Raw genomic sequence first — 25,841 nt, 5'->3', positions numbered from 1 at the left:
TTATTAATGTTAAAAAGTGCTCATTTGAGAAGCCGCTTTGAACGCGACAATCCCAAGCCCGGCGGTCATCCAAGCAAACATGACGATGGATAGGCCCATCAATAGCCAACTGGCCCATCGCTTGAGTTGATTGATTTCATCCAGCAGTGTCTCGCTGTGTCGCTCAGCACTGCTTTTTAGCAACACGGCATAGTTGCCGGTGTCGTTTAACATCTTGAGCGTTTCAAGCTCTTCGGCTTCTAAGAGTTGTGTGTTGAAAATCTCCCCTATATTGAGTTTGCCTCGGCGCAAGGTCAGCAGCATTTTCTCAGTGTGATGGCCCATGTAGCGTGAGGTGTGTTGGTGGTAATGACGAAGGGCGCGCTTAAGCTCTGTCCCTGCGGTGAGTTGGTGCGCAATGGCCGTCAGCATGTTCGTGCATTGGATGTAGCGGTATTGACGGTAAATCGGCGCGCGATCCAATATCGAACGGTAACGGCCGGTATAACGACTGAGTGAGTACACCAGGGCAAAGGCGAGTATGACCGTTAGCCCAGCAAGCCACAGCCCGTGATTGAGCCAAAAAAGCGCAAATTGCTCAGCTTTTAGGGACAGCCAGCCCCAGCGATAACGGGGGCTAATGTCAGCCAGGTATGGAAAGGCCCAAGCTCCGAGACCGGCGCTACTCAGGAGCATCGCAATGACGGATAAGATGGGTTTCCATAACGCCTTGATGATGTTACTGGTGCTGGCCTCATCCACGTTCAGCGCGTTGATGGCGTCTGAGATTCCCAGTTGAAAATCCCCGATGTGCTCACCACTGGATAAAGCCATATAGGCGTTTTGTGATAGGTACGGCTTGAGTCCGGCAGAAAAGCCCCGCTGAAGACTGCTGGCGCATGACTCGCCAATCTCTTTCTCTTTGGCGGTACCAAACTTGATGAGCAGCTTGGTGATGTCCTTTTGGCGCAATCCCGCCCGTGACAGGCGTAAGACTTTATCCAGTAGGCGCAGTTGTTCGGCTTTCGCTAACATCGGCCACCTCCTTAAACATGGAGGCGTAAACCTCATTCACGTCTTGTGCGAACAGTCCATTAACCCGCTGCGCTGTCGTAAACAGGTCAATTTCACCCCGCGCGATTTTTAAGTTGGCATGATCGGCGACGGTCTTATAGCCCTTCTCAATCAAGTGATCATGCCAGCCTAAGTAGTCCTCCTTCAGGATAAAGTGTCGATCAGTATCATCAAGTACAAGCAGCTCCGCTAAAACTGTACGGTCATATTCGCCTTGGGTGCATTGACTACAACCATTGGGGTTTTTAAACCGCATGTGCGTCGTGGCGACGCCATGCTGAAGCCAGCGCTCATACTGCATATGATGCTGTGAGCCCCAATGTTGTTTGGCCTCTTCTAAAGACAAGTGACAGTGCGGACAAAGCTTACGAACCAAGGTTTGATACATCCACAGACGCATCAAGTCCGGGGCCGCGATGACAGCCAGAGGGATACCAAGCTGTTTATTTAGGGTGTGCGCGATACCAATGGTACTTGAGGTGTGGAGCGTAGTGAGCATCAATTGCCCTGTTTCGGCTTTACGACATACGCTCAGCGCCCCCTCTTTCGTGCGAACTTCGCCGCGCATCTCAATATCCACGTCATGACGTAGCAGTAAGTTACCGTACTCGGTGAACTCTTCATCGCTGTTTACAGAGGTTTGCATGACGCCCAAGTCAAACTCAATCGGATCTTCAATGGTATTGATGGCCCGCCCAGTGCCTTTAGCCTCGGTAAGAACGGCGGCAACCGTGGTACTTTTGCCCGAGCCGGTTTGACCGGTGAGCAAAAACGCCCCGGATTTACTTGCCATAAAGTCGCGTACCACTTGGACTTGACCGGGTTCTAAACCGATCTCATCAATTTTGGGGATGCGAGTTTGTGCATTGAGCCAACGCAGCACAGCTTGCCCCCCTCTATCAGCCCCTGGGATAAACGAGATACGAAACTGACACTCACGGCGCGTGTCGCCGGTGATAAGCTCCATACTCAAGCGGCCATTGTTCATTTTGGTCACATAAAAGTCGCTATCTTTGTCGTCCGCGAGCTCGTTGAACAAGTAGCCAATCAAGGTTTCGCCGTAGTCACGCTCTGGAATGGGTTTGCGAAGCTCAATTATTCGGCCGTCGACACGGGCATTGATTATGGTTGATTTTCGATACAGCTCAATGTGGATGTCTGACGAGCGCAGGGAGACCGCTTTTTGAAGCAGCTCTTTGGCGGCTTGGCCGATACTCGACTTGACCTCTTCATCCATCTCTGCCGGATCATTGTCTGCCATGATGGTCTCGAGGTAAGCACGGATCACTTTGTGCTCGACCCGCGCCACAGCAAGTTGTGCGCCTAATAACGAGGGGTACTCAGTGCGATTATCCGTAATATGTTGCTTAATTGCGCCGATGGCTAAGCTGTCATAGTTACTGGTTAAAATGGTGCCTTGGTCGGTCAATACCGTGTCTTGCTCGGCAAAATAGACGGATTTAAGCCCATCACTTAACATCAATTCAGGTTCGTTCTCGATCTCGACCATCACTGTCCTCCTGTACAATCACGGGCGCTTTTTCAACGTAACGCACCACTTCGTGGCCCTGTTTATTCATCAGTGTTAGGTGATCTTTATTGATTTCTAACACGCGCCAATCTTGAATTCGTGCCCCCCGGCGCACCGGAAAGCTGTCATTGCCTACTTTGAGCCAGGCCGTGGTGTGGCTTGGGGTACTGATAATGCTCTCGACCTTAATCAGACTGATGAGAGGCGGCTCAGCGTGGACGTTGGACTTCGGTGGCGCTGGCGGGTTGACGACATCGTTAAGCTCTTTAAACGCTTGAAGCTCTTGCACCTGGGCTTGCCATTGCGCTTGTTTGAGTTTGCTCAGCTCCACCTCTTCTTTTGCGGTCAAAATGTCTTGGGTTTTGGTAGAAAGCGCAAAGGTTAACGCGGCGGGCACCGGCTCTTGGGGCTCGACAATCTCTGCGGGTTGGGGTTTTGTTTGGGGTAAAGGCGCATCGAGCATATCGTGTGGCGCGACCACCTCGATGCTCGCTTGCTCGGGCTCATCCACAACATCGAGTTCCATGACCTCTTCAAAGGGCTCATAAGCGGCATCATCAAACTCTTGTGTCTCGTCTTGAGCCACCGGATAGTGCGCAGACTTAGGCGGGGTGGTGAGCTGTTGGATCAGCATGGTGATGATCATTAATGCCCCAAGGCCAGCGGCGATCATCATGCGCACTTTTTTGACCTTTAAGCCTTGTTTAATATCGTCAAGTTTTATCATTGTGTGTCTCCTTGCACATCAACGGATAAGCTGAATTTGGTGATGTTGTATTGCGGGTCGATATGCATCTCCAATTGGTTCACCGCAATAAAGGGTTGATCGAGTAGTTCCGCCATGACGCCAATCCCAATAAGCTCCCCCGTGTAAGTGATATCTAAGGTGTCCATGGTGATCCCAGAGAACGCCACCGAGCCCGATTGCGTCACGGACGCGCCCAATCGGTGAAGTGCTTTAGTCAGCGTGTCGCGATACCCTTGCACGGCGTAGGCCGACCAGGGGGAAACCGATGGAAGCTCAAAAATGAACTTGGATTGCTCCGCGTCATAGGCATCGGCTAAGCGAGGGGTGGCTTGTTGCCACACCGCCCACTCATTGGGACTTGTGGCTTGTCCGTCCGACAGCAGCGCCAATGTGCGACCGTCTAAGACCGCACGACGCGCATTGATGCCTTTGGGTATCATGCTGGCCTCTATCAACAGGTTTCGGCTCGACAAAAGGGCATCCATTGGACGCGACTTGTGCTGATAGCCTTGGGTGTAGTTGATTTCGGTGCTGTCTAGTCGGCTGATCACCTGGGGTACCGGGGACGTTGACTCAGGCAGAGAAAATAGGGTGACCCCACCCAGTACCAGGCAAACGAGCCCGGCGATAGCGGCGACCTTGGGCGACACCCTGAAGGTTCTTTTCAGCTCATAATCACTGAGTGGTGCGCCCTCAATCGGGTCAATGGATTGACATTTACTCTCATGTCCCCGGATTAAGGCAGGGCACTCATGCGCGATATAGAGCTTGCTGGCATGGTGCAGGTGGTAGCCACATTGGCTGCGAAGCTCATCGGTTTTCGACCCCACCAACTCTTGGACAAGACGCCCACGCTCAAAAAAGACCAGATACCACAGCGCGTTGTCAGAGGTGTCCTGCTCATCGAGTTTTTCGATGTAACCAACAAACTCATCCTCGGGCAGAGCGTCAGAGTACAAATGCGCATGTACACGCTCGCCGTAAAGGGTGGCTGGGTGCTGGCTGTAGTAACGCCAAAACTGCGAATTGCGTTCAATCACGCTTTCATAGGCACTGCGAAAGCGTTGACGGTGGGCGCGGAGCTCTTTGGGGGTATCAACGATAGCGAGGTTGGCTAACTCCATATCTCCCCCTTACTGCGCTTTACGTGGCGTCAGAAGCACCAACGTTTCGATGGTGGTGTTCTTCGAGCCGGTGCCACCGAGCCAGGGAAGCCAAAAACTTTCTGTCCTTTCTGTGACTCTCGATGTCTGTTTCACCGAAGCAATCACATAGGTTTGGCCGTAGCGCAGTTTATTGACAAAGGTGATTTCCGACTTTTGGCGCGTCAGAAAACCAAGGTCAATTTGCTGAACTTGTTTGGTTTCCTCAGCGACAATTTTTTGCAGTTGGCCCGAAATACGCAACCACACATAGTCAGGTTGGACGTTGGTCACTACCATCATGTCAATACCTTCCGCCTCTTCACTTCGCGTGACACTGGCGCTCACCACGCCCTCGCTGCTTTCGCTCGATGCTTCATAGATAAAGGGCACTAGGCGCTGTTGAGTGATTTTGGCGGGCTGGTTATTGAGCACCATCGCCGTCACCGGGGTTTGGGTTGAGACTGAGCCCTGTTTTTCAAGCACTTTTACAAAGGCTTCTGTCCCGTCCCACTTGCCCGTGCCGGTAAAGGCCAGGCCATAACCGGCAGACTGTGACACCGTGTTGGTGCCGGGTAGGAAAAATTGCAAAAAGCCTTGCCCGGTTTCGCGCACAATATTCCAATCAACCCCGCGCTCAGTACCCAGATTCGATTCAAATTCGATGATCTGAATATCGAGTAAGACCTGTTTGGAGAGCTGATCTTGATAGTGGTCGATGATGTCCTCCACCATTTTCATTTTGTCTGCGGTGGTGCGCACAATCACTGTGGCTGTGTTGCCCGATTCGGTCACCGAACTGTGCTCATCGGTTTCGGTCTTGATGACGTTGCGGATGGTATCCGCCACCTCTTTGATGACCTGAACTTTATCGAACTTAACGTTGAGGTATTGGCCCTCAATGCGCACCTCATCCTTTCCGGTGGCGTTGCCTTGCGAGCCTAACTGGCCGGTCATCTCCCCGGTGGGGATGTTGAGGGTAAACACGCGCGTGATTGAGCGGCTGATCTCGAGGCGCTCATTGTTGATTTCCACACCGTAGCCGGTCTCACGGGCGATGAGGTTAAGAACATTGCCACGATTACCCGAAAAATTAAGGGTGACCCCTAAGTTTGGCTTGATGTCCTCGGCAAAGAAGATGGGCACGCCGGTGCCGTCCATCACTTCTTCAATCACAATCGCCAAAGGCCGGTTCACTGCATTGATGGTCAACGTCTCATGCATCCAGGCGCGGTCGTAAGCTTGTCTGACGGGGGTGATTTCGATGGGGGGTTTGGTGATGTAGGAGACTTTGGGGTTGTGGGCCGCTTCGGTGTAATCGGCAATGGTTTGTGAAACTTCCTGGTTAGCCACCAGGTTGTCTTCATACTCTTGACTGGCACAGCCAAGTAGCACGGCCAAAAAACATAGCCCACTGAGTATTAATTTTTTCATTAGAGTTCCTCTTGGATAATGACTTGCCCGGTGGACTCCACAATGCTTGAGTAGAGTGGGTACTCATCAAGCACGGTCGCCAAGGCGGTTTCAATGTCATTTTTCTTGGTCAGCAGGTAATAATCAGCGCCAAATTCGAAATCATCTTGGGCCAACCAACTGCGAGAAAAGTCGTCGGTGTTGTTCCATCTCAGGCCATAGTTGCGCACCACGCGCTCAGTGACCGAGCGGATGGTTCTGCCGGTCACATGGGTGATCCGAGCATCGCCATCAAAATCAAACACGCCCGCGACTTTGTGCTGCTCATCAATGATGATGTTGAGTGGGATGTCTAAGTGTATCGACAGCAAGCTGACGGCTTTTTTCAGACTGCCCTCAAACGAGAGGGCGGATTCACTCACTTGATCAACAACGCTGGAATGATGGTGACTCATTGACCAAGCAATTTGAAAATACCCCTCATCGTCACGAAGCCAACGTACGATAGCGGCTTGATAGCGTTCACCAGGGCGCACGGTATACGTGGGCACGGCGGCTTTCGGTTTGGGCTTGGGCGCGGGTTGGGCGATGGCTGGGTGGGTGGTGACGATTTGTGTCGGCTTGAATACCGACAAATCTCGCTCGACCAGGTTGATGCTGTACAGTTCAAAGTACTCGCCTTGGCCGGTGTACTCGGGCGTGCCCGCACACCCGGCTAGGACGGTGGTCAACGCCACCGCCAATAAGGTTTTATTTGGCATTATTGTCTTCCCCTTGCCACCGTAATTAAACGGTGTTTTCTGTCTACGATGATGGTGTTGTCTTCCCCAATCAGCAGTTGAACGGCGTGAGTGACCGGCATCGTGCGGTGCATTTTGGCAACCGTAGGGATGGGGCGATTGAGCAACATCTTGGCGCTATCCGGTGCGGGGTAGTCGGTCACGACGTGGTAACCGAGTGGCTCGACGAGCCAGTCCACCGCTTCATGGACTTTTGTGAGTTCAGGGGGGTAAATGGTTCTCACCGAGACTTGCAGCGTATCGACTTCGGGGAGCAAAGGGGGGGCCGCGTTAGCACAGGCTATCCATAAGCTTAATGTGGCTAACGCGATGGAGTGTATTTTTATCATAGGTAATCCTCATAGATGTGCCGCCAGGGCTTAAGATAAAGTTCGTTTTCCACAATGACGTTCATACTTTGTCCTGTTCGGATGGTGTTAGTGGGCGTTAAGCTCAAGTACTTTTGAGCGACAGGGGCAAGTTGATCACGGACGCCTTGAGCGACCTCCCCGCTGTAGGTCATGTCACTGTCACTGCTTGAGCCTTGATAGGGGCTGGTACTGTTCGCCACCAAGGCATATGCGGCCACGCCTAAGAACTGTTCGAGTAAGTGCCTATCGACCTGGTCGCTTAGGCCAGAGAGTCCCGCGCGATCCAGTCCCGAGCTTTTGGACAGATCAATTTTGTTGCCGTTGGGCAGGACTATCCACGGCACGGTGGTGCCAATGCGTGGATTGATGGGCTCATTGATGCCTTGGATACGCACACTGCGCATGATCACCTCAGCCCCTTTGGGAATAAGCACATACTCCTGATCCACATCAAAGATGTCTTGGGAGACCAGCGCTTTAAAGGTGCCGGGATTATCGCTGCTCGCCATCGTCATTGTGACGGCAGGGATGATCGAGCCAATCGGCACTTTTAACAGCCCTTCGGTAGAAGCGTTATAAATATTCTCTTCAGTGAACCCGACGATATCGGTGGGCGGCGGCGAAAAGCTTTGCTGCAATTCTTGAAGTTGCTCACTCTGTTGCGTCGGATCGAACGCGGAGTAGTCGCCGCTTTGGATTTGCTGCTTGAGGACTTGCATCTGCCTCATCCGCTCAGCAATCATTAACCGCTGCTCTTCGGTGGATAGCAGGTCTTCGCGTTGCCCGGTCAGGGTGGCTGGCACTGCCTGTGGAGGGGGCTCGGGCGCTGGGGCGGTGGCCACCGCCGGGCGGGTCAGGTTCCAACTCGACCGGGCCGATAACACCGCTCGCTTATATTCGGCACTTTCAAACGCTGCAACCTCATTATCCATCGCCGATGGGATAACCTGGCGAACCATGCTTTCGACATTGACGCCTTTGGGCTCCTTATCTGGCGTGGCAAAGGTATCAATCGCGTCCTCTCTCGGCACCACCACATTCTCGAACGTGGTCGCGACGACATCGGTCGGCTGATTTTGCGTTTCGGCAGAGGTACTTGTGCCCGGCTCTTGCGCCGTCGGTTTGGTTTGCATTCTTTCTGCCAGGGCGGCAACGCCAAACAGTAACGAGACTAAGACAAGCCCGCCAAAGACATAGACTTTGATTTTTTGGCCCGCATTGACTTCATTCTCTTGGCTCTCAGTTTCATCGCTCATGATCAGGTATTCCCTTTGGTTCGGTTATCGCGACGATTGACCTCAACCTTGACGTTATCCACGCGCAAGGTGAAACGCGGGTAAATGCCGGTCACTTTGTACATGCCATAGCTGTCGATGTACTGGGTGGGCGCAATGGCTTGATGGCCCGCAATCATGGTCTCGACGCTCAATATCCCCCGGTTTGGGTTGGCAAGACGGATATAGGTAAATTGACCATCGTCGTACACGTCAGCGATGGTATTGCGGCCCACAAAGTGTTTACCCTCATTCCATTCATAACGGGTGTAGATGCGATATTGATATTTCTTTAACGCATCGACGACCGACTGCTTGATGCGCTGCTCAGCGTTTTCACGCTCTTGCTTAAGCTGAGCTTCGAGCGCTCGGATGCGTTGGCTTTGGTCTGCAAAGCGGGGATCGGGGCCAGTCGGTTGAACGGGCTTTCGCTGGGTAACAAACTGCGTGATGGCCGACTGTTGTCCTGGCTCAAAAATGCGTGAGCCGCCGTTGATCATCACACACGGTTGGTTGGCTTTGGCGCTGGTTCGTGTGGCTTCGATGTCGTACACCTTGCCATCTTCGGTAACGGCGTAGATCAGGGTTTTTTCCCCTTCACTTAGCTCAGAGTTGGGTTTCAAAAACACTTGGTTGGTGCCAACGATCCCATCCACGTCCCACAGGTGCGGGTTAGACACAATAGGTTGACTGATGAGGTTAGAAGGAAGTTGAATGCGCCCCCCAAGTCGCAGGGCACTGTGTATTTGGATGATTTCGCCATCCTTGTGCTTGATGGGCTTGCATGTACTTGCCAAGCTGGATGCACTGAACAAGCACAATAACCCAATCAGGAATTTAGTCACTGCTGCGCTCCTTAGTCAGTCGGGTGGTTAATATCTCAACCCCTATTGGATTGACACGGATCTCATCGATGCTGCGATTGGTCAGCGTGCTCTTATCGACCAGTCGCCATTGCACATTGAGCACTAGGGCTTCGGGTTTCGATGACTTACTTTCAGGGTTTCGAGTGCGGGAAAAATAGATGTTGCTACGGATCGCTTGCCCAACCGATTGCGCATCACTTTGCCACTCTACGCTGTCGTAGTGCTCCACAGAGCGGATAGTGATATCGGTTTGGGTGGTGTTTTTTTGCAGTGCGGCCATCTTGCCCCGCGCATTAAACCCATCAGGTGATAAGAAATGAGTGCGAAGATCTGCCCCCATGAACACCATCGCTTCCCCCCAATCTCGGTTAATCGTGGCCGGGTGGAGTTGGTATCGTGCAATCACGAATCGCTCTAGCGCTGAATCGATGGTGGTTTTGTAGTACAACTGGCTATCTTGAGGCTGGTAATCAATCACTGACCATGTGCCGTTGGGCGCCAGTTTGACGTAGACAATTTCTTTGTTGGTTTCGGCTTTAGAAAAGGCGTACCAACAGAAAAGGGTAAGCAGCCCTATCAGCCCAAAACTGCCAAGTGTGGCGAAAAACCAACGGTTTCGTTCACTTCTGAGTTGGGCTATCAAGGGGGCTTGTGGTGTGGGTTGCGTGTCGTCGCATGTGTTGACAACGTCGTCCATAGTGAACCCCTTAAGATTTCATAAATCGAGCAAAAAGGCTTTTCATCATTTGCATATTGGCGGCCTTTCCGGCGAGTTGCCCCGCGCCGCGTCCGACCGCTTTACTTGGCGAGGCTGCGCCCCCCACCATCGCTTGGGTAATACCGATACAGGAGATCACCAGTGCGATGCCAATCACCATGGTGACGATCAACTCTGACCAATAGCGCATCGCAACCGAAGCACTGCCTTTGGCGACAAAGGTGCAAGTGTTGAACCCTGTCCCCGTGCAGTTGAGTACCCCCACAGCGATATATTGCGCGCGGAACCCTAAGCCAACCAGCACCCCCGCCGCGCGTAGGGTGACAAGTAGCATCAGACTGCCGACCACAAACTTAAGCCAACCGTCAAAGACCGGGCGAGTGGCTGGCAAAATCAACATGGGGATAAACAGCACGCCCAGCATCTTGCCCAGGGCCAGTGTCCAGGTTGCCCACGCCGCGACCAGCATCATGACCAGTTGCAATAACATCGACACAATCCACCAAACCCCGGCCAGCAGTAAATCACTCGCGGCCATGTTAAAAATGCTCGTGTCCGGTGGATTAATGTAAGCGAGGGTTTTCGAGACGAACTTAGACAGAAAGAAAGGATCGGTATTGCCAGTGCCAACTTTGAGAAACAGCAGCCCTAAATTGTCGAGGGTTTCATAGGCGATATCGAAAGCCGTGGGGAAACCTTTTAAAAACGCCAGAGTGAAGAACACCATGAACGCAGACTGGATATGACTCTCTAGCTCAAAGCCGGTCAACATGAACTTTGAGACTTCGAGAAAGAATAAAATCAACACAAACACGGCGGTCAGAATGAGAGTAAAGTTTCCAATCTCGGGATGATTCACCAAGTCATCGATGTATAAGTTGATGGAGTGGGTAAAGGCTTCGCGATATACCGTGGTTGTACTCATCGCAGTGACCTCTCATCTATCTCAATCGGATTTTCATTCTCATACTTGATGCGCTTCAAGCGCTCGATATGAGCCCGATATTCAGCTTGAGAGCTTTGTTGTAACGCGTTGTTGTTATTGGTAAAGCTCGCCATTTGCAAGTCAGTAAGCGTCGATATTTGGTTGAGTAGCACTTGATTTTGCTCTACCAGCAATTGCAAGGTAGCGAGTTCACTTTGATCGCCTAAATCAGTGCGAAGCGAATCGAGGTGCGCAATGTCGTCTTGATTCTGCCGGTTACGCCCTTGAAGATGCTCGCGCATTCGCTCATTGGTGTTGGCATCGTTGGCAAACAGATACGATTGAGAGATGTCATCCGGCACATAGCCAAAGGTTTCGTGACTGAGCGTTTCCAGCTCGTCCTTTTGTGTCATCTCGCCATGACGACGCACTACTTGGTCGGTGTTGGTGGTTGAATCATCACCATACCGACCGCCGTATTCGTCGTACAGTTTTCGACCTTCTTTAACGATGCCGTTGTAGTCGCGCCGCGCAATCTTATGTTCTAATTGGGCAACCTGATTGAGTAGCACGTCATATTCACGCAAGGTCTGCTCATACTGTTCAATCAAGGTGAGCAATTGGTTTGCGGATAATCCCGTTTGCTGGAGCATCTGTTCGTATTCCTTAAGCACCGTCATGTACTCAATCAACGATTGGATTAGGTTGGCACCATCGATGGTGGGAAAGCCCGTGGCATTCACATTGGGTATAGAGCTAAGCTGGACGGCTATCGCCAGTGTGATCAGGGTTCGTTTCAGAGGGGGAGGGGTCATTAGTCAGCTCCTTCGTTTGATGGCGTTGACGGCCATATCAATCGCTTTGTGTTCATCTGGCTCAGTGGCAAAGATCTGTTTGGCAATCTCGGCTTCATGTGGGCGAGAGGTCGCGATGACGTATTGCTCATCCTCGACGTGCAGATTGACCACTTTGGCGATGTTGATATCCATTTGTTTAATGAACGCCTGTTGCTTAGGCTTGAGGCCCATGATGATGTCGCACTCACCATCGCTGAGAAATGGAAAGGCGTACTGGTACTCGACCTTGCTCATTTCGGGATCGCTCATAAACACAAAGGTGGTCGCTGCGCTGCGCAGCGTTGACCACTCTTCGAGTGAGGAATAGTGCTTTGGTGATTGTGTCCAAAATCCCATGCCGCCACCGTGCTTAAACCAGGTTCGTGCTTTGGCGATGAGAAAGTCAGCTGCGCCCGGTTTCGTGAGCACGTATTGAGCTTCATCGACATCAAGAAACTTGGCGCGGGTGCGGTATTTGGGGTTCTCAAATAGGCGCACACTGCGAAAGAAAATTTCCGTGTTGACGAGTTGCGCTAAGGCTGGAGAGTCTTTGACGCCCTGAACGTTGTACACCGAGTAAGGTTTTTCCAATACGCCGATGGCATCCTCATCATTGTCGAACAGGTTGCCGTAGACCTGCCCACGTCGAAATTTATGCAGCTTTTGGCAAACCCCGGGTGAGCATTGACCCAGCATGGCGGAGAACGAGCGCAGCGGGCCGGTCTGTTGCATGGTTTGGTTGATCGCCGCCTCAAGTTCAAGTTGTTCATCCGATGAGAGTGAGCGCAAGTCTTCGGCTTCATTCATTGCCAGCATCAGTCTGATCAAGTCCATCATATGACGCATAAAGGCATCGTCACCTTTGCCGTAGCTCATCGCAAAAGGGTTAAAGCCTTTGGTGGTCGCGGCATCTTTCAGACAAAACACCGAACTGTCTTCACGAAAGAAGTTTGCTAAGGGCTCACTGCCTTCATCGACATCCATCGCGCAATACATGCCGCCCAGTTTTAGAAAGTGGGTGGCGATGCAGAGTTTAAAAAAGGTTTTTCCACTTCGCGTTGGCCCAACCCCAATCACTAAGCATTTGTCACCTACAAAGGGGGTGTAATGAAACGGCACACCATCATTACTTTCAAGCACATAGATGGCCTCTTCTTGTTTCAAGCCAAAGTCCCAAACCGGCACCCCTTCCTGGCTGCGATAAAACAGCGAAAGCGCGGCGGCTTGGGTGGTGTTGATTTCGGCGGCGCGTATCGGCTTTTGGGCACTGCCAAGCATGAGGGTCTCATAGGCATCGAGTAGGCCGATGTTTTCCCAATGAAGGTGAAAATCGGAGTTTTCGAGCACGCTACGTAGTCGTTTAACGCGCTCTTTGACCGCGTCAATGCTGGACTCGATCACCACCACATAGGAGACCCAATCGCCGTAATTATCCGGGTCGTTATTGATGGCTTCGAGCTGATCAAGGACTTCTTTTAGCTGCGGGTTATCTTTCATCCGCTGCAACATGGTGCCTTGATCGGCATTTCCCGAGAGCATGTCGATAATCTTGATTTGCGAGCGATATAAATCGTTTTCTTTGCTCGACACCATCGAGCGCCGGGCCGTTTTGGTGAAGGGGGTAAAACGGGTGAAATAGAGGTAATTCCCCCGCTCTAACACCGGATTGAGGTCACTAATCCAGGCCGCTTCAGGAACGCGCTTGAGGCCACAACCTTGCACACACGCGATCCGAGCGTAGCGTGTATCACTGTCGGTGATGCGCAGATAGTGTACAGAGTCTTTGACGATGGGCGTGACTTCGACCCCTGATAAGAAGCTGTCCCAATCACAGTGGGGGGCCGCTGCTTGGCTAAAGAGGTACTCGGGGCTCAACCACACTAAGGCTTTTTGCAGGTGAAATAACTCATCCTCAGAGAGCCGAGTATTACTGAATGAACGGAAACACAACCCGGTGTTGAGGTTCTCCAGCGCATCATCAAGTAACTCTAACCGCTGCATTAAGTCCTGCTCTTCGATAAGCAGTGCATGAGAGTAAGAGAGTTTATCTTTGAGCTGGCGACGTTTGTTTTTGTCAAACAAAGCACCGAACAAGAGATGGATAAACGACGAGTCAGCATCATCGTATTGCGTCTGTGACTGGACTTCGAGCACCCAGTAGAGCCGTGATTCGTAGAGCTCTCGCGTGTTGTTCAAAAAGTGTGCGCGGCGCTCGGAGACCAATTGTGCTTTCGCGTTGGCGCGAGGCTTAAATTCAATAGGACGACTTGGCATGTGAAAATAGTACTGACTCAATGACGTATTGAACGGTAAGCGTTGCAGAACGTTGCGGATTAATTGAGTCAGGGTGCATTTGTCATGGTGACTCAGCGATACTGGCTCAACACCACTTATCGATAAGGCACCAATCACACTGCCAAAATGCGTTAACGTAGCGTTGTTTAGACCGGCATACGTTGGGATAAGTGAGTTGAGCGCAGTCATATTAAAACGCCTTAATCCAAGTCAGCAAGGTCGCCATGCCAAACAGCCCAATCGCGCCTATCCCAGCGCGAAATGCCCAGGCTATCGCCGCACCGCCACTTTTGGGTGAGATCACCCAAAGCCCAATCGCACCGGCAAACGATAGGAACACAACAAACATGGTTCCTGCGCCCCCTAAAAAATTGACGATGTCTTGCATGAACTTAGTCATCTTGCCAAAAACGCCAGTCGTTGAACCACCCAGGCTGATATTGGCATAGGCTGGGTGGGTGAGCAGACTTGCAAAAAACAACCAATAGTACCGCTGTAATTGGTTTTTCATTGATGGGATCTCCATTGTTGAAAGGTTAGATGTTGATGATTTTTCACGATAAAAACGGGCCTTTCCGTCAAGGTATTTGAGCTAAGTCGGGGCGTTCTCCCGGCTTTAATCCAAAGCTTCCAGGCATGGACATCGTTTCGGTGGATCACGCGCAAAGGCATAAACACCGCGAGCATAACGAGCGTACTCAGTGCAAGACCCAGTAAGGTGCCGAGTATGTGGATCAGTAGCCCAAGGCAGGTGCCAGAGATGAGCAGCGCGAAAGCAAAGATTGGAAGAGGTAGCCCAAAGAGGGTTGAGATGTTGTCGTGTAAAGCGGTTTGGATCGTGAGTTGAGGGTTATGCGTGGTTTGTGTAGCGTCGATAGTTCCTCCTATGTGGTGCGCCTAAGAGGTAGAGACCTCCGGGGCGTGCTTACGAATAATAAATTGCTTCCAATTCTTCTCGGTCATCACTCGATTATTCTCTTTGCGAAAACGGCGACGGCGAGCCGTCAAGCTGGCTGTTATCGGCAGAGGTGGTAACTTTTTCATCAAGATTGGGCGACGTTTACGAGTAAATTTTACCTGGCCTCGAGATGTTTCAATCCACTGGTTCAGTTCCGGGCTTTCATCGTCGTGTGCTAGAGCGGCAAATGCGACCCGTTTAGTGGCCTTATCGACCTCGAGGACTTTGCTTTGAACAATTGGAAGAATTGAATGATGGGTAATGAATCGAAGTTGGTGACGAACATCAATGATTGATGTGGGTGATGAAGACTCAAATAGTCCGTATATAATTTCCATAGTGATTGCACTCCTTTTCTTATGGACTCTCGGGTACAAAAACCCATAAGAAAGCGACACGTGCCGTGCCGCTACCGTCATACTGCTTGTGATAATGGACGGTCATTATCGATCTGGCTAAGACAGCAGATTTAACCTGGCTTAGTTGTGTGGTTTATAGCCTAATACATTGTGTTCCCGGTTTCGATACGGTCTGCGTCCAATGTGTAAACGCTCGATTTTATTAGGATTCGCCCCTGCGCCCTTCTTAGCGCTTTGCCACACAGATAATTTGCCAGTAACACTTATGATACTTCTGTTAACACAATCGCTACATATGGTGCACAGAAGGTGGATCGAATAAGTCAAAAATAAAAGCAACGATGTGTGAGGCCGTTACTTCTATTTGTTTACGTACGGTTTAGTCCATCCGTGACCAGGTACCTTCAAAATGCTCTAAATGATGTTTCAGCCTTGCTGCGGCTTCCTTTCGTTTAGTTCTTCCGCTCGCTTGAGCAGCATCGTCTAGCTTTCTGTTTGTTTCATAGTCAAGTACAACATTAACCGTCGTGCTTTTTCTTTCATCACTTTCACTTTTTTTCATTTGATAGACACTCTACAGCTGTGTTTTTAAGTTCAGTAAAAGTCTATAGTTGTGACGAGCGTAAATACAAGCATGTCAAGGTTTTAAGTTACTGTTTTGCAGCGCAGTCAAACTTTGCGCACGTTCATTTTTACCATTTGTTGCATTGTTGTGCAATATGTGTGCAACTATTTAACTAGTGGTGGTCTGTAACACAACATGAAGCTCGTCACGTTAACAGGTGTAATGGATAGTTATATCATTTAACAAATCGAAATAATTTAACGTATATTTCAATGACTTATGTGACTTATCTCATAAAAGAGACGACGAATAAAAAAACATGATAAAAATTGATTTTTTTTTGCGGAAAGTTGCTTTATCGCCCGTCGTTGACGTATAATGTTGATAACAATTTGATAGTAAGAGTGCATTACATATGGCACTAGCTACATAGTTCACTATGTAGTGTATTTTTTCAAATTGTAGAATGTGTCAGACCGCTAATCTGACGTGATAGCATTCGCAAACAAGCCACCGTTCCTGTAAGTCGGTGGCTTTTTTGTGCCTGTCATTCAAGAGCTTGATCTTTCAAGCCTTATCGAGTAGATTGAAGAGAACGTGTTTTGGTTTAGCACCCGAAGCACTCCCAAAATCTTACAGGATATCGACTATGACTTGTCACAACTTAGTGCACCATGGGTGCGCGTCTATACTCGCATTACACACTGCTTACCCCAAATATCGATGGTCTTACGTGCATTCAGTACGTTTAGATATCGGCATTGGCGAGGGTGTGTCTAATGAAAACGAGTAACCTCAACCTCGATAAAGCCCAGCAAAAAGCGCAGACTGAAGCGCGCTATCGTGCCAAACGCAAAGCCAGAAAACAGCAATTAGCTGATTTGCATAAATCGGTGGTAGAGCGTGAACAAGCGAAAAAGCCTAAGACACCGTTTAAAGTTGGTTTTTCCAAACGACGTATTCGCCGTGATGGTGAAGTCGAGGAGTTGCCGACTGAGTTTGCCTTTATCTTAAAAGCCTGTGAAGAGCTGATTGATAATAAAAAACGCTTCGCGGCACTGTATGCCTGGGGCGGTGATGGCATCAATAACATTCAATGCCGCCGTCTTATTGCCCGCGTTCTCGCTTGTATTTTACCGAATACAGATTTAATTGGTGGGCGGATTGGTGAGCCGACCGAGGCCGGGATGAAAACCATCAGTTGGAACCAAGTTGAAGAAGATTATGCGCTTCGCTTTGGTGAAGTCATTTCCCCTAACTCACTGGGCAAGGCATTGAAGTACCTTAAACGCGCGGGTTACTTGACGTCTGAACGTATCAACGTACGAGTCGATGAGGAAGGTGAGATCCGAAGTGCCCCCGCTTACAAGCAATTAACTGGAAAGTTTTTTAACGATCTTAAAGTCGTGCGTTACTCAAACATCTGTAAGCTGATCGTTAAAACTCGTAAACGACAACATGAAAAGGGCAACCTTTTTCATTGGATAAGCCGTCGTGCGCTGAGTGAGTTAGTTCAAGAGATCTACAACAGCACAAAGCTGAATGAAATTGCGGACGTTACCGCGCATATTTTCCATACCCAGGCTATTGCTGAGCAACTCTACCCCCACTAGATTTGGCCATTTATCCGCGAAAGCGGAGGCATTCGCACGCCTGTAGAGTCATACCACCCTCATTTTACGTATTTTCCGCTATCTCGGTTGTGTTTACATCGACCATTTCCAATGATTTTACCTGCTGATTTTAAACTCAGAGGGCGATCCGTCCCCAATTCAGTTTTCCACACAAAAGATGGTGCAAGAAAGTGAGCTAAGAAGTTAGTTCAAAAATGTATATCATTAAGGCAGAGTGCTTAGGAAGACTACGTATTAAGACTTTGTATATAGATAAATATAAAGATAAATATTTAAGCAAAAGCAAATCTATCGCTTCGCTCAAAGGTACTCACATCAAAACAATAACCACCACGATCACTCAAACGTCATCGAGGTTTTGATGACAGACAGCCCCACCCTATCAAACGATTCAAGAACATCGATCTTGCTGTCTGCGCTGAACATTTCTTTTGTCATTCGACCATCAGGCTTTCTAGATATACGACAAACTAGTGGATCATTCACTCGAACCTTATTGAAGACTTCAACTAAATCACCTAGCCATTTTCGCTTCGCGAGGTCTAGCAGGAGGGATAGGCAAAATCGAATCATGGACTGTGCAACTAACCGCGCCGAAGACGTTCAGTGGTCTATCTAACCGCATCGAGCGGCTTGGTGCCTCGCTTGCGCAAGCGCATTGCTTATCGCTGCGCGGCTTGGTTTAGAGCGCGTGTTACCTTCAGTGGGTGCGCTTCTGGGCGCAAAAGAGATTGATAACAAAATGGTACTTATCGCATGATGATATGGACTCTATACACCAATGCGATGAATGAGTGTGACGTCAGGCCGATAGGCCGCTAGTCATACGAGGCTCATCGCGGGCAAGCCCTTTGGGCGCGGCAGTTTGGAGCGCATATTGATTTGACTCTAGGTGATGCATTGCAAGCTACGGCGAGTATTTTTTGTCGATGTCTTTGTATGACTAACAGACGGTTTTAGGTAGGTAGAGGCTAAAACGTCGAAATGAACTACCGCCTCGCTAAGGCTCCGTTGGTTGCTCAAAAATTTCGTCAAACTCTGAGAGGGTTTAACAAAATTTTTCGAGCCTCGGTTTAATATACTGTGAGTGACCTTGTAACTACTGTTTCTTGTCCTGGTTCTGAGCTTCCAATTTAGCGTTTTGCTTTTCTAAGGTTCTCAACGCTTCTAAGTCTGTTTTATGCGCTTGGGCCTCGTCTTCTAATCGTTCTTTGAGAAGTTTAGCCGTGGTGTTGGCCTCGCCGATCGCCTGTTGCAACTGGTTATTCTCACTTTGATTTTCTTCTAGTGACTCTTTCAAGCGGTTTACTTCATTAACTAACGATTGGTTATCTGCTTGCTGTTTCGCCAGGGCTTTCTCACTGGTTTGTAAGCTATCTTGCGTTTGTTCAACTCGGGCCGTTAGCTCTGAGACTTGTTGTTCAAGGTTATTATTATTTGATGCGAGCTGACCGTTGGTGATTTCAGTTTGCTTCAGGTGCTCACGTTCGGTGTTTAACAGTGATTTTAGCTCCGTATTTTGAGTCTCTAGTGTCGCGGCTTGTCCTTGAGCCATGGCCGTCGCTGTTTGTGCTTCGCTCAACGCTAGGCGATGAGCTTGAAGCTCAGATTCTAGCTTTTCAATAAGCTGATCGCGCTCTTGGATATCGGCCAGGGCTGATTTAGTTTCGCTTTGTGACACTTTCAGATCAGAAGCGATTTGGTTGGTTTTGTCTTGAAGCTCTTGATATTGCGCCTCTGCTTCAGCGAGCTTGTCTAAAGTATCCTCTAGCTCATCAAACGCTTTTTCTTGTTCTTGTAACGACTCTGCTTCTCGTTTTGCCGCTTCTGAGGCTCTTGTGTTCGCCTCGGCGATAGCCGTGTTCAAGCGTCCCTCTACAGTATGGTGAGCATGGTCATTAATGGATTCAACCATCTCTGTGATATCGGCTAGAAATACATTTAGCCGATCAGCTATTTCGGGTGGCAACTCCTGGTGTACGACATCATTACTTTCGGACTCGGATGGGATCAAGATGGTGATCTGTCCACTTTTGCTTAAACGCTCATAGTCACTTAAAAGCGCATCTGGACGGCCATTTCCAACTTTTTTACGTAAAGAGGCACCGTTAACTGCTTTGCCTTCGGCGATAAGTAGGTTAGCAGCTTCGATTAATTGCGTGTCAGTGTAACTTTTGGGTCTCATGGCGTTCTCTCCTATCCGGTCAATACATTCATTGTAATACAAACAAACATAACAAACAAACATAACAAACATAACAAACAAACTTAGCTGTTTTTCGAGTCATCGCACATACTTTTGATTAGAAAACACAATATGATGGATATTTTTGGATGCCGATGTACATTATCTAGTAATAGCGCGGTTATTTGCTGGGTTGGGAAGAAGGAATTAGGTTGATGACGACAGGTGAAGTTGGTGATTTGGCATCAGAGATTGAGCGGGCTTTTGAGCAAGCTCAATCTGCTTTGGAGCACGCAAAAGCAAGTGGTGATGACCAGGTTTCATTAAGATTGGACGTGGTTGAAGCTTTGCTTATCCACAACACTTTAATTGATAAGGAATGACTATGTTAAAAGTGACTATTATTGCAGCGCTCGCGTTCGTTTCGTCGAGTTCCATTGCGGCTAGTGATCAGGCGGCATGTAAAAACCAAGCTCTTGCGGCTGCCGATGCGGTCAAGTTTGCACTCAACTTAGATGCAGGTATTACCGACGAAGAGAAGAAAGTGATTAAGGTTAAAGTTGAAAACCTCGATGACTTGCTGGCTCAGGAGCGTTATTGTGATGCGCTACAGCTCGCAACGACACGGTAGCGAACAAACAGATGGCACACTCTAAAGCCCCCTATGTGTATCGGCCCGCTCACGGCGTCGAGCGCGTCGATTATCCATGCGAACGTTGTCACAATGGGGTTTATCACTACAACGCAGACGGCACTCGAATACAGCCGCACAACCAACTCCCCCACAAATGTACACACTGTGGTCATGAGGTGCATTTCACTATCCCCTACCCTTGCATCAAATATCAGGGTCGTATCTTTGTTGATTGGGAGACAATTCGAGCGATATAGCCAGGTTCGTTGCCTCCCCTGGCTCTCTTCATCTATGAGTTGATTAGCTTAAGGTCGCTTTTTCGCTGCCCCTTTGCCTTCTGGTAGAAGTTTTCGTGGGAGCCTATATTTAGTAGGTACAACTCCAATTTGTCTTCAATCCACGTGTACCTTAATGATCTTGTCTATTTCATCCTCAACCGACTTCAATTGTGCTTCCAGACTCGCTCTGGTGCTCGTAGCTTAGTTCGATACGATCTCTTTTCCTTTGTGTCATACATGTGTAATACATAGCTCCGAGTTGTGTCTACCTCAGTAGGAAGTTTGATCTATAAATTATATGTATTACCTATGTATTACACATAATGACTTGCACATCGTTAAGGTTGGTAGTATTGTGTATTACATAGGTAATACATAAATGTGCATTACTCGATATTTATATGTAATACACAGGTCATACACATGGAGGCGCTATGCATATCATTAATATTGCTAATCAAAAAGGTGGGGTTGGGAAATCAACCACGGCCATTAACCTGTCATCTGAATTATGTCGAAAACACAAGGTGTTGGTGATTGATCTTGATCCTCAAGGTAACTGTTCAAAGGTACTATTGGGCGCTAGTGACTATGAGTTTGAAGAAACAATTGCTGCTTTTTTCGATAAGCCTAAAGCCGTAGGGCTTGATTCACTCATAAAGCCAGCTGTATGCAATGATGCTGAAATTGATAACTTGTACGTGATCCCAGCAGACTTCCAGTTGTCCCGAATCATTGAGACCTCATTGACTAAAATTAATCGAGAACGAATTTTAAGCCGCGGACTCGCAAAGCTTACCGAGACGTTTGATTTTGTTATATTAGATACCCCCCCAAATCTCTCTTTGACAGCCTTAAACGCGATTGAATCCGCCAGGCTAAATTTGATACCTATTGACTCGGGCGCATTTAGCTTAGATGGTGTCACACCTTTGCTTGAGGCAGTTGAAGAGATCAAAGAGGAAGGGTTTGATTATCGATTCTTACGTAATGAGGTTGATAGCCGCAATCGATTGATCAATGAGTTTATTGATGAAGAGTTAAGGGAAGTTTCTGAGAATACCTTAAAAACTGTGATTAGACGTTCTGAGGATATAGGTCAAGCAAGTGCAGTATCAATGCCTCTACGCTTTTACAAAAAAGGCTCTTTGGCAAACAACGATTATTCGTCACTAGCGAAAGAGATACGAGCACTAAACTCTATGTAATACATAGGTAATACACATTTGACAGGGTTCAGTATGGCAAAATTGATACCGAAAAATAAGAAAAAATTAATAGTCACTGGTGAGAGGGGAGAAAATCGTGCACCCATTACCACGGTTAAGCAGCGCAATGATACAACATACCAAGTGCCGCCTATTTCCTTACGACTATCACGAAACGATAAGAAAGAGGTGATGGACTGGGTGGATGATGTAAGTGAACTTACGGCATTAAATAGAAAAGTATCACCAGCAAAACTAATGCGAGCGCTGTTACTCATGAGAGAAGACATTGACGATGCTAAGCTTGCAGCGCATATAGACAAAATGGCGTAACATGTATTACATATGTAATACATGTTACGCGTGATGAGGCCTGATTATGAAAGGTAAGGATTTATATCATATCAAGGGGCGAGTGTTTCATGATGACGGCTCACAGTTAGATGAGTTGAAAGCGAATTTTTGTAGTAAGGTCTATCAAACGGTCGATGAATTACTCAGTGATATGTACATACTCGGAAAACATGAAGACTTCAAACGCACGCTGGTTGGCGAGCCAGGTGATGAATCAAATAGGCGTAGCAGCGATGAAAGGCAAACGTTACTGATTGCCAAAATTCGTGCTGAGAGGCGTTATGAGTCACACATTGAAAACGGTGGGACAAACATTGAGTTTGGTAACGTTTTTGCCAGACAAAAAAACACCAGTCATTGACTGGTGTTTTTCATTCTCGTACATTGAAAAGGCAGCTCTTCAGAAGTTGTTAATCTTAGGCTACGCCATTCATAATCGAGTGGTGTCCATGCCCAGATTATGATTGTCAGCCTATTTTGTCAATCCATCAATGCGAGGCAATCACCATGATCACATCAACATACTTACCACTTAGTCGTGCCGACGAATTTTCAGCATCGTATTGCGATTCTCGATTTGAGCAATTTTGCTCTACAGTGTCACAACAAATCGCTTACTCGGTTACTGAGCCGAAAAGAACCTGGCTCTGGGTTGAGTTAAGTAATGGTGGCAGATATCTTCAACCTGCTTGTCATAATGATTTCGTTACTCTGTGGCACCCTAAACATCGCACGCCTGTGCGTATGTCACTTAATGCTGCTGGCATTTGTTTTAGCCTTCTGGCATTAGAGCGCCTTGCGTATGAAGCATACAAACAGCAGGACTTAGCGAAAGTTGACGAGATAGCGATTGAGCACAACTTGCTAGAAAAGTTTGCTCAAGAACATTCTGAAAGCGACTTGATGGCGGCTATTTGCAATTGATATGTCGTGCACCAATACATTACTCATTAAATTGCCCCGGTTTATCTTTCGATGCCGGGGTTTTTTATGGGCATCGATTATTATGGTTGGCATTTTCACAAACAATCCAGAGGAAATATTGACCATAACTGTCTAATTTCGTACAGTTAATGGGCAGCTCATCAGTAGTTGCAATCTTGGCGATGTCACCATTCTTAATCGAGTGGTGTCCAACCCAAGATTAAGATTGCCAGCATCGCTTGCAATCCATCAACATGAGGTAGTCGCTATGATTACTGCATCAATTGTTCCCATAGCGGAACGTCCAGGGTTTTTCCCTTCTATTACCAGTCAATACATTCACTTTGAGTCTGCAATGTTTAATTTTGCACGCAACATATGTGATGGTTATGACGGTGGTTACTGGGAATTTGTTGAGTTAAGCAACGGTGGAAAATTTGCCTACCCTAAACTCGATCAATCTTTGGTGCTCAAAAACCCAAGTCGGTGTGAGCCTGTTCAAATGACAGCAGAAGCCGCAGGCATCTGTATCACTCATATCACATTGTCAGCCGTCGCAATGGTTGCTTGGCGAGACGATGACAAGGTAGAGATGAATCGTCTGTCAGTGCTTGTCCACCTTCTCGACCAGTATGTGAAATCACATCCTGAACGCGAGAAAATCGAGGCGATAGCCGATTAATTGACTTGAAAGCTAGGGAGGAATCCCTAGCGGGGTTCCTCTTTTTATTTGATATGAATTAGAGGTATGGGCCAAATGAATGAGGAATCTATGAGTTTTGAGCAATGGTATGACACGTTCAAACCGTTACCGAATCCTGACGGATTAGGTGGAATGCTTGTCGATGATATCAACATTCTGTTCGAGGTAAGGTCGATTGATCTGTTGCCTAAAACAGACCCTCGATATGTTTGGACAGTCATAGAGAGTGACAGCAGTGATGAAGATGTTTGGATCATCTCTCAAGGGTTTCGTTGGGTTAATCGAGTTGGCTTTATTGTCACTGAGGTATCTCATCGAGAACTGAATGTTGCTGACGTAGTTTTCGACTGATAACCAACCGCAAAGCTATAGCTAGGGAGGAATCCCTAGCGGGAATCCTCTGATTACTTTTTGAAGAGGGATAACTGATGCCATCAACTACCAATAATCAAGTAGTAAACGTTTCACAGATCTTAGCTGACAAGCCATCGATAGTTGCTACTCATTACCATTTAAAGCTAAAGGCGTATGTGTCATTAGTTTGCGATCCAAACCCGTTTGTATCACCGGAACGTGTAGAAATCTATTTCGTCTGGTGTTTGGTTAACGAGGAATGGGTGATCACAGACTTTACGGAAGAAAACACCTATTGGATGCTGCCACTAGTCGAGCTTGAGCAAAGTGGCTTTGCTTCTTTGGTGATCCCAAAATCGTCTGATCATTGCACTTTATGTAACAATCCGTTGTTGTTACATATTACGCGCGATGGGGCAGCTTCTACAGAGTGTCCTCACTGTGATCTTTCACGCGCTATCGACACAAAAGCCGAGTATGAACAGTACTTAGGTTAACGTTTTTACCACTCTCACTGCTTTCGCAGTGTGGCATTGCCAGTCCAACTGGCGATGCCAGTTGACTAGCAACATTTCCATTTTTGCTAAATCAACATAAGGAGTGGTCACCATGGCTACTAACACCAACACTAAAACTGACTTTTACCAAGAAATCACCAATGCGGTTATTGAAGCTTTGAAAGCGGGCGTGAAACCTTGGACGTGTCCCTGGGATCGCACCAATGCTTCCGGTTTGCCGGTTAATGCATCGACGCATAATCACTATAACGGCATGAACATCATGCTATTGTGGATGAGTGCAGCGATGCGCGGCTTTTCTTCTGAGTTCTGGCTTACGTTCAAACAAGCTAAGGCGCTTAAAGGACAAGTTCGCAAAGGCGAAAAGGGCACCAAAATTTTCTACTATCAAATGGTAGAGAAGAAAGGGGCGACGGACGAGAAAGACGTGTATCCAATGTTAAAGACCTACACGGTGTTTAATTTGGATCAAGTGGATGGTATCGATTTTGATTCATCAACCACTGAGCAACCGCGTACTATCTTGCAAGATGAGGAGATAGAGCGCTTTATTGCGGATACACACGCTGACATCGTCTATGGAGGTCAAAAGGCTTTCTACCGACCCAGCACTGACAGTATCGTGTTACCTGCTCGCGAGCGATTTCATTCGCAAGCGGATATGTATGCCACGGCCATGCACGAGCTTGTGCATTGGACAGGGCATAAGAGCCGCTTAGAACGCGATCTAAAAGGGCAATTTGGTACGAAAGACTATGCGTTTGAGGAATTGATCGCAGAGTTAGGTGCTTGTTTCTTAATGGCTGATCTGGGGCTTTCTGGTGATGTTCAACACGAATCGTATATTGCTAATTGGTTGCAAGCGCTTGAAAATGACAAACGTTATATTTTCAAAGCGGCTGCTTTTGCATCCAAGGCACACCAATATTTAGTAGAAATCGTAAATCACGACTCAGAATCAATCGCGGCCTAACTGTTTGTTGGTCTCGATACAAACTCTCAACTCACTAAAATAACCCGACAATCATATGATTGTTGGGTTTTTTTGTATCTCGAGATAGAGGCAACAAAGTGCTCACTTTACAGTGCGAAGTTTGGCAATTACCATCAAGTAATAATTGCTACAGTGAAGAAAACCAATGAACCATCATCAATTTGTGAAAGTGCGTGATTTACTAGGCTATGATAACCTATCGCTTGGGAAAGCAATGGGCTA

The 25,841-nt window shown here is 48.2% G+C and carries 28 protein-coding genes and 1 pseudogene; 11 read left to right on the top strand and 18 right to left on the bottom strand.

Annotated features, from left to right (window positions below):
* Positions 1–9 precede the first annotated feature (9 nt).
* From ACSTTG_RS22960 to ACSTTG_RS22885, 16 genes are all read right to left on the bottom strand, one after another.
* On the bottom strand, positions 10–1,014 hold the full coding sequence (locus ACSTTG_RS22960; protein WP_438476493.1) for a hypothetical protein: 1,005 nt from the start codon (positions 1,012–1,014) through the stop codon (positions 10–12).
* Entirely contained in the window at positions 977–2,563 is a 1,587-nt protein-coding gene (locus ACSTTG_RS22955) for a GspE/PulE family protein (RefSeq protein ID WP_438461110.1), read from the bottom strand. The genes ACSTTG_RS22960 and ACSTTG_RS22955 overlap by 38 nt, the downstream gene beginning before the upstream one ends.
* Positions 2,538–3,311 (bottom strand): hypothetical protein, encoded by a 774-nt coding sequence (locus tag ACSTTG_RS22950; RefSeq protein ID WP_438461111.1) that lies wholly within the window; start codon positions 3,309–3,311, stop codon positions 2,538–2,540. The genes ACSTTG_RS22955 and ACSTTG_RS22950 overlap by 26 nt, the downstream gene beginning before the upstream one ends.
* Positions 3,308–4,456 carry a hypothetical protein gene (locus tag ACSTTG_RS22945; protein WP_438461112.1) on the bottom strand — a complete coding sequence of 383 codons (1,149 nt, stop codon included), beginning with the start codon at positions 4,454–4,456 and terminating at the stop codon, positions 3,308–3,310. Before ACSTTG_RS22945 ends, ACSTTG_RS22950 begins: the two co-directional genes overlap by 4 nt.
* Positions 4,457–4,465: 9 nt before the next feature.
* Positions 4,466–5,908, bottom strand: coding sequence for a type II secretion system protein GspD (locus ACSTTG_RS22940; protein WP_438461113.1), 1,443 nt, complete (start codon positions 5,906–5,908; stop codon positions 4,466–4,468).
* Positions 5,908–6,648 carry a hypothetical protein gene (locus ACSTTG_RS22935; protein ID WP_438461114.1) on the bottom strand — a complete coding sequence of 247 codons (741 nt, stop codon included), beginning with the start codon at positions 6,646–6,648 and terminating at the stop codon, positions 5,908–5,910. The genes ACSTTG_RS22940 and ACSTTG_RS22935 overlap by 1 nt, the downstream gene beginning before the upstream one ends.
* Positions 6,648–7,016 carry a hypothetical protein gene (locus ACSTTG_RS22930; RefSeq protein WP_438461115.1) on the bottom strand — a complete coding sequence of 123 codons (369 nt, stop codon included), beginning with the start codon at positions 7,014–7,016 and terminating at the stop codon, positions 6,648–6,650. Before ACSTTG_RS22930 ends, ACSTTG_RS22935 begins: the two co-directional genes overlap by 1 nt.
* Positions 7,013–8,293 (bottom strand): TraB/TrbI/VirB10 family type IV secretion system protein, encoded by a 1,281-nt coding sequence (locus ACSTTG_RS22925; protein ID WP_438461116.1) that lies wholly within the window; start codon positions 8,291–8,293, stop codon positions 7,013–7,015. The genes ACSTTG_RS22930 and ACSTTG_RS22925 overlap by 4 nt, the downstream gene beginning before the upstream one ends.
* Before the next feature lie 2 nt (positions 8,294–8,295).
* Positions 8,296–9,156, bottom strand: a complete 861-nt coding sequence (locus tag ACSTTG_RS22920) for a TrbG/VirB9 family P-type conjugative transfer protein (RefSeq protein ID WP_438461117.1) — start codon at positions 9,154–9,156, stop codon at positions 8,296–8,298.
* Complete coding sequence (locus ACSTTG_RS22915) at positions 9,149–9,874, bottom strand: VirB8/TrbF family protein (RefSeq protein WP_438461118.1); 726 nt, start codon at positions 9,872–9,874, stop codon at positions 9,149–9,151. Before ACSTTG_RS22915 ends, ACSTTG_RS22920 begins: the two co-directional genes overlap by 8 nt.
* 10 nt (positions 9,875–9,884) lie before the next feature.
* Entirely contained in the window at positions 9,885–10,820 is a 936-nt protein-coding gene (locus tag ACSTTG_RS22910; RefSeq protein ID WP_438461119.1) for a hypothetical protein, read from the bottom strand.
* Positions 10,817–11,635, bottom strand: a complete 819-nt coding sequence (locus ACSTTG_RS22905; protein WP_438461120.1) for a TrbJ/VirB5 family protein — start codon at positions 11,633–11,635, stop codon at positions 10,817–10,819. Before ACSTTG_RS22905 ends, ACSTTG_RS22910 begins: the two co-directional genes overlap by 4 nt.
* A gap of 3 nt (positions 11,636–11,638) precedes the next feature.
* Positions 11,639–14,140: a VirB4 family type IV secretion system protein gene (locus ACSTTG_RS22900; protein ID WP_438476492.1), complete on the bottom strand. Its 2,502-nt coding sequence runs from the start codon at positions 14,138–14,140 to the stop codon at positions 11,639–11,641.
* 1 nt (position 14,141) lies between these two features.
* On the bottom strand, positions 14,142–14,462 hold the full coding sequence (locus tag ACSTTG_RS22895) for a hypothetical protein (RefSeq protein ID WP_438476490.1): 321 nt from the start codon (positions 14,460–14,462) through the stop codon (positions 14,142–14,144).
* Positions 14,463–14,848: 386 nt separating this feature from the next.
* Entirely contained in the window at positions 14,849–15,247 is a 399-nt protein-coding gene (locus ACSTTG_RS22890) for a hypothetical protein (protein WP_438461061.1), read from the bottom strand.
* Between the two features lie 400 nt (positions 15,248–15,647).
* A complete protein-coding gene (locus ACSTTG_RS22885) occupies positions 15,648–15,830 on the bottom strand; it encodes a TraY domain-containing protein (protein ID WP_438476489.1) in 183 nt (60 codons plus the stop codon).
* A gap of 782 nt (positions 15,831–16,612) precedes the next feature.
* Between ACSTTG_RS22885 and ACSTTG_RS22880 the strand changes: the two genes are divergently transcribed.
* On the top strand, positions 16,613–17,446 hold the full coding sequence (locus ACSTTG_RS22880) for a hypothetical protein (RefSeq protein ID WP_438476487.1): 834 nt from the start codon (positions 16,613–16,615) through the stop codon (positions 17,444–17,446).
* Positions 17,447–18,566: 1,120 nt separating this feature from the next.
* Here the strand turns inward: ACSTTG_RS22880 and ACSTTG_RS22875 are convergent.
* Positions 18,567–19,652, bottom strand: coding sequence for a coiled-coil domain-containing protein (locus ACSTTG_RS22875; RefSeq protein ID WP_438476486.1), 1,086 nt, complete (start codon positions 19,650–19,652; stop codon positions 18,567–18,569).
* Positions 19,653–19,867: 215 nt separating this feature from the next.
* Between ACSTTG_RS22875 and ACSTTG_RS22870 the strand changes: the two genes are divergently transcribed.
* Complete coding sequence (locus ACSTTG_RS22870) at positions 19,868–20,035, top strand: hypothetical protein (RefSeq protein WP_438476485.1); 168 nt, start codon at positions 19,868–19,870, stop codon at positions 20,033–20,035.
* 2 nt (positions 20,036–20,037) lie between these two features.
* Positions 20,038–20,283, top strand: coding sequence for a hypothetical protein (locus tag ACSTTG_RS22865; RefSeq protein WP_438476484.1), 246 nt, complete (start codon positions 20,038–20,040; stop codon positions 20,281–20,283).
* A 292-nt stretch (positions 20,284–20,575) separates the two neighbouring features.
* Here the strand turns inward: ACSTTG_RS22865 and ACSTTG_RS22860 are convergent.
* A pseudogene (locus ACSTTG_RS22860) lies at positions 20,576–20,689 on the bottom strand (type II toxin-antitoxin system RelE/ParE family toxin); the annotation flags it as partial.
* Between the two features lie 309 nt (positions 20,690–20,998).
* On the opposite strand from ACSTTG_RS22860, the gene ACSTTG_RS22855 reads away from it, so the two are divergent.
* The 8 genes from ACSTTG_RS22855 (at position 20,999) to ACSTTG_RS22820 (ending at position 25,598) form a co-directional block, all read left to right on the top strand.
* Entirely contained in the window at positions 20,999–21,772 is a 774-nt protein-coding gene (locus tag ACSTTG_RS22855) for a ParA family protein (protein ID WP_438476483.1), read from the top strand.
* 33 nt (positions 21,773–21,805) lie between these two features.
* The gene (locus ACSTTG_RS22850; RefSeq protein WP_438476482.1) at positions 21,806–22,105 is read left to right on the top strand and encodes a hypothetical protein; all 300 of its coding nucleotides are present in this window, start codon (positions 21,806–21,808) and stop codon (positions 22,103–22,105) included.
* 46 nt (positions 22,106–22,151) lie between these two features.
* Positions 22,152–22,487: a hypothetical protein gene (locus ACSTTG_RS22845; RefSeq protein WP_438476481.1), complete on the top strand. Its 336-nt coding sequence runs from the start codon at positions 22,152–22,154 to the stop codon at positions 22,485–22,487.
* Positions 22,488–22,633: 146 nt separating this feature from the next.
* Positions 22,634–23,050, top strand: coding sequence for an antirestriction protein (locus ACSTTG_RS22840; protein WP_438476480.1), 417 nt, complete (start codon positions 22,634–22,636; stop codon positions 23,048–23,050).
* A 268-nt stretch (positions 23,051–23,318) separates the two neighbouring features.
* Positions 23,319–23,732, top strand: coding sequence for an antirestriction protein (locus ACSTTG_RS22835; protein ID WP_438476478.1), 414 nt, complete (start codon positions 23,319–23,321; stop codon positions 23,730–23,732).
* Positions 23,733–23,807: 75 nt separating this feature from the next.
* Positions 23,808–24,104 (top strand): hypothetical protein, encoded by a 297-nt coding sequence (locus ACSTTG_RS22830; protein WP_438461074.1) that lies wholly within the window; start codon positions 23,808–23,810, stop codon positions 24,102–24,104.
* A 77-nt stretch (positions 24,105–24,181) separates the two neighbouring features.
* A complete protein-coding gene (locus tag ACSTTG_RS22825) occupies positions 24,182–24,604 on the top strand; it encodes a hypothetical protein (protein ID WP_438476476.1) in 423 nt (140 codons plus the stop codon).
* Between the two features lie 112 nt (positions 24,605–24,716).
* Positions 24,717–25,598 carry an ArdC family protein gene (locus ACSTTG_RS22820; RefSeq protein WP_438476475.1) on the top strand — a complete coding sequence of 294 codons (882 nt, stop codon included), beginning with the start codon at positions 24,717–24,719 and terminating at the stop codon, positions 25,596–25,598.
* Positions 25,599–25,841 lie beyond the last annotated feature (243 nt).

It is taken from the genome of Vibrio glycogenivorans (assembly GCF_051660965.1).
In the GTDB taxonomy this organism is placed as follows: domain Bacteria; phylum Pseudomonadota; class Gammaproteobacteria; order Enterobacterales; family Vibrionaceae; genus Vibrio.
Note: the sequence above shows the minus strand (reverse complement) of the source record. Positions and strands in the feature narration are given on the sequence as shown.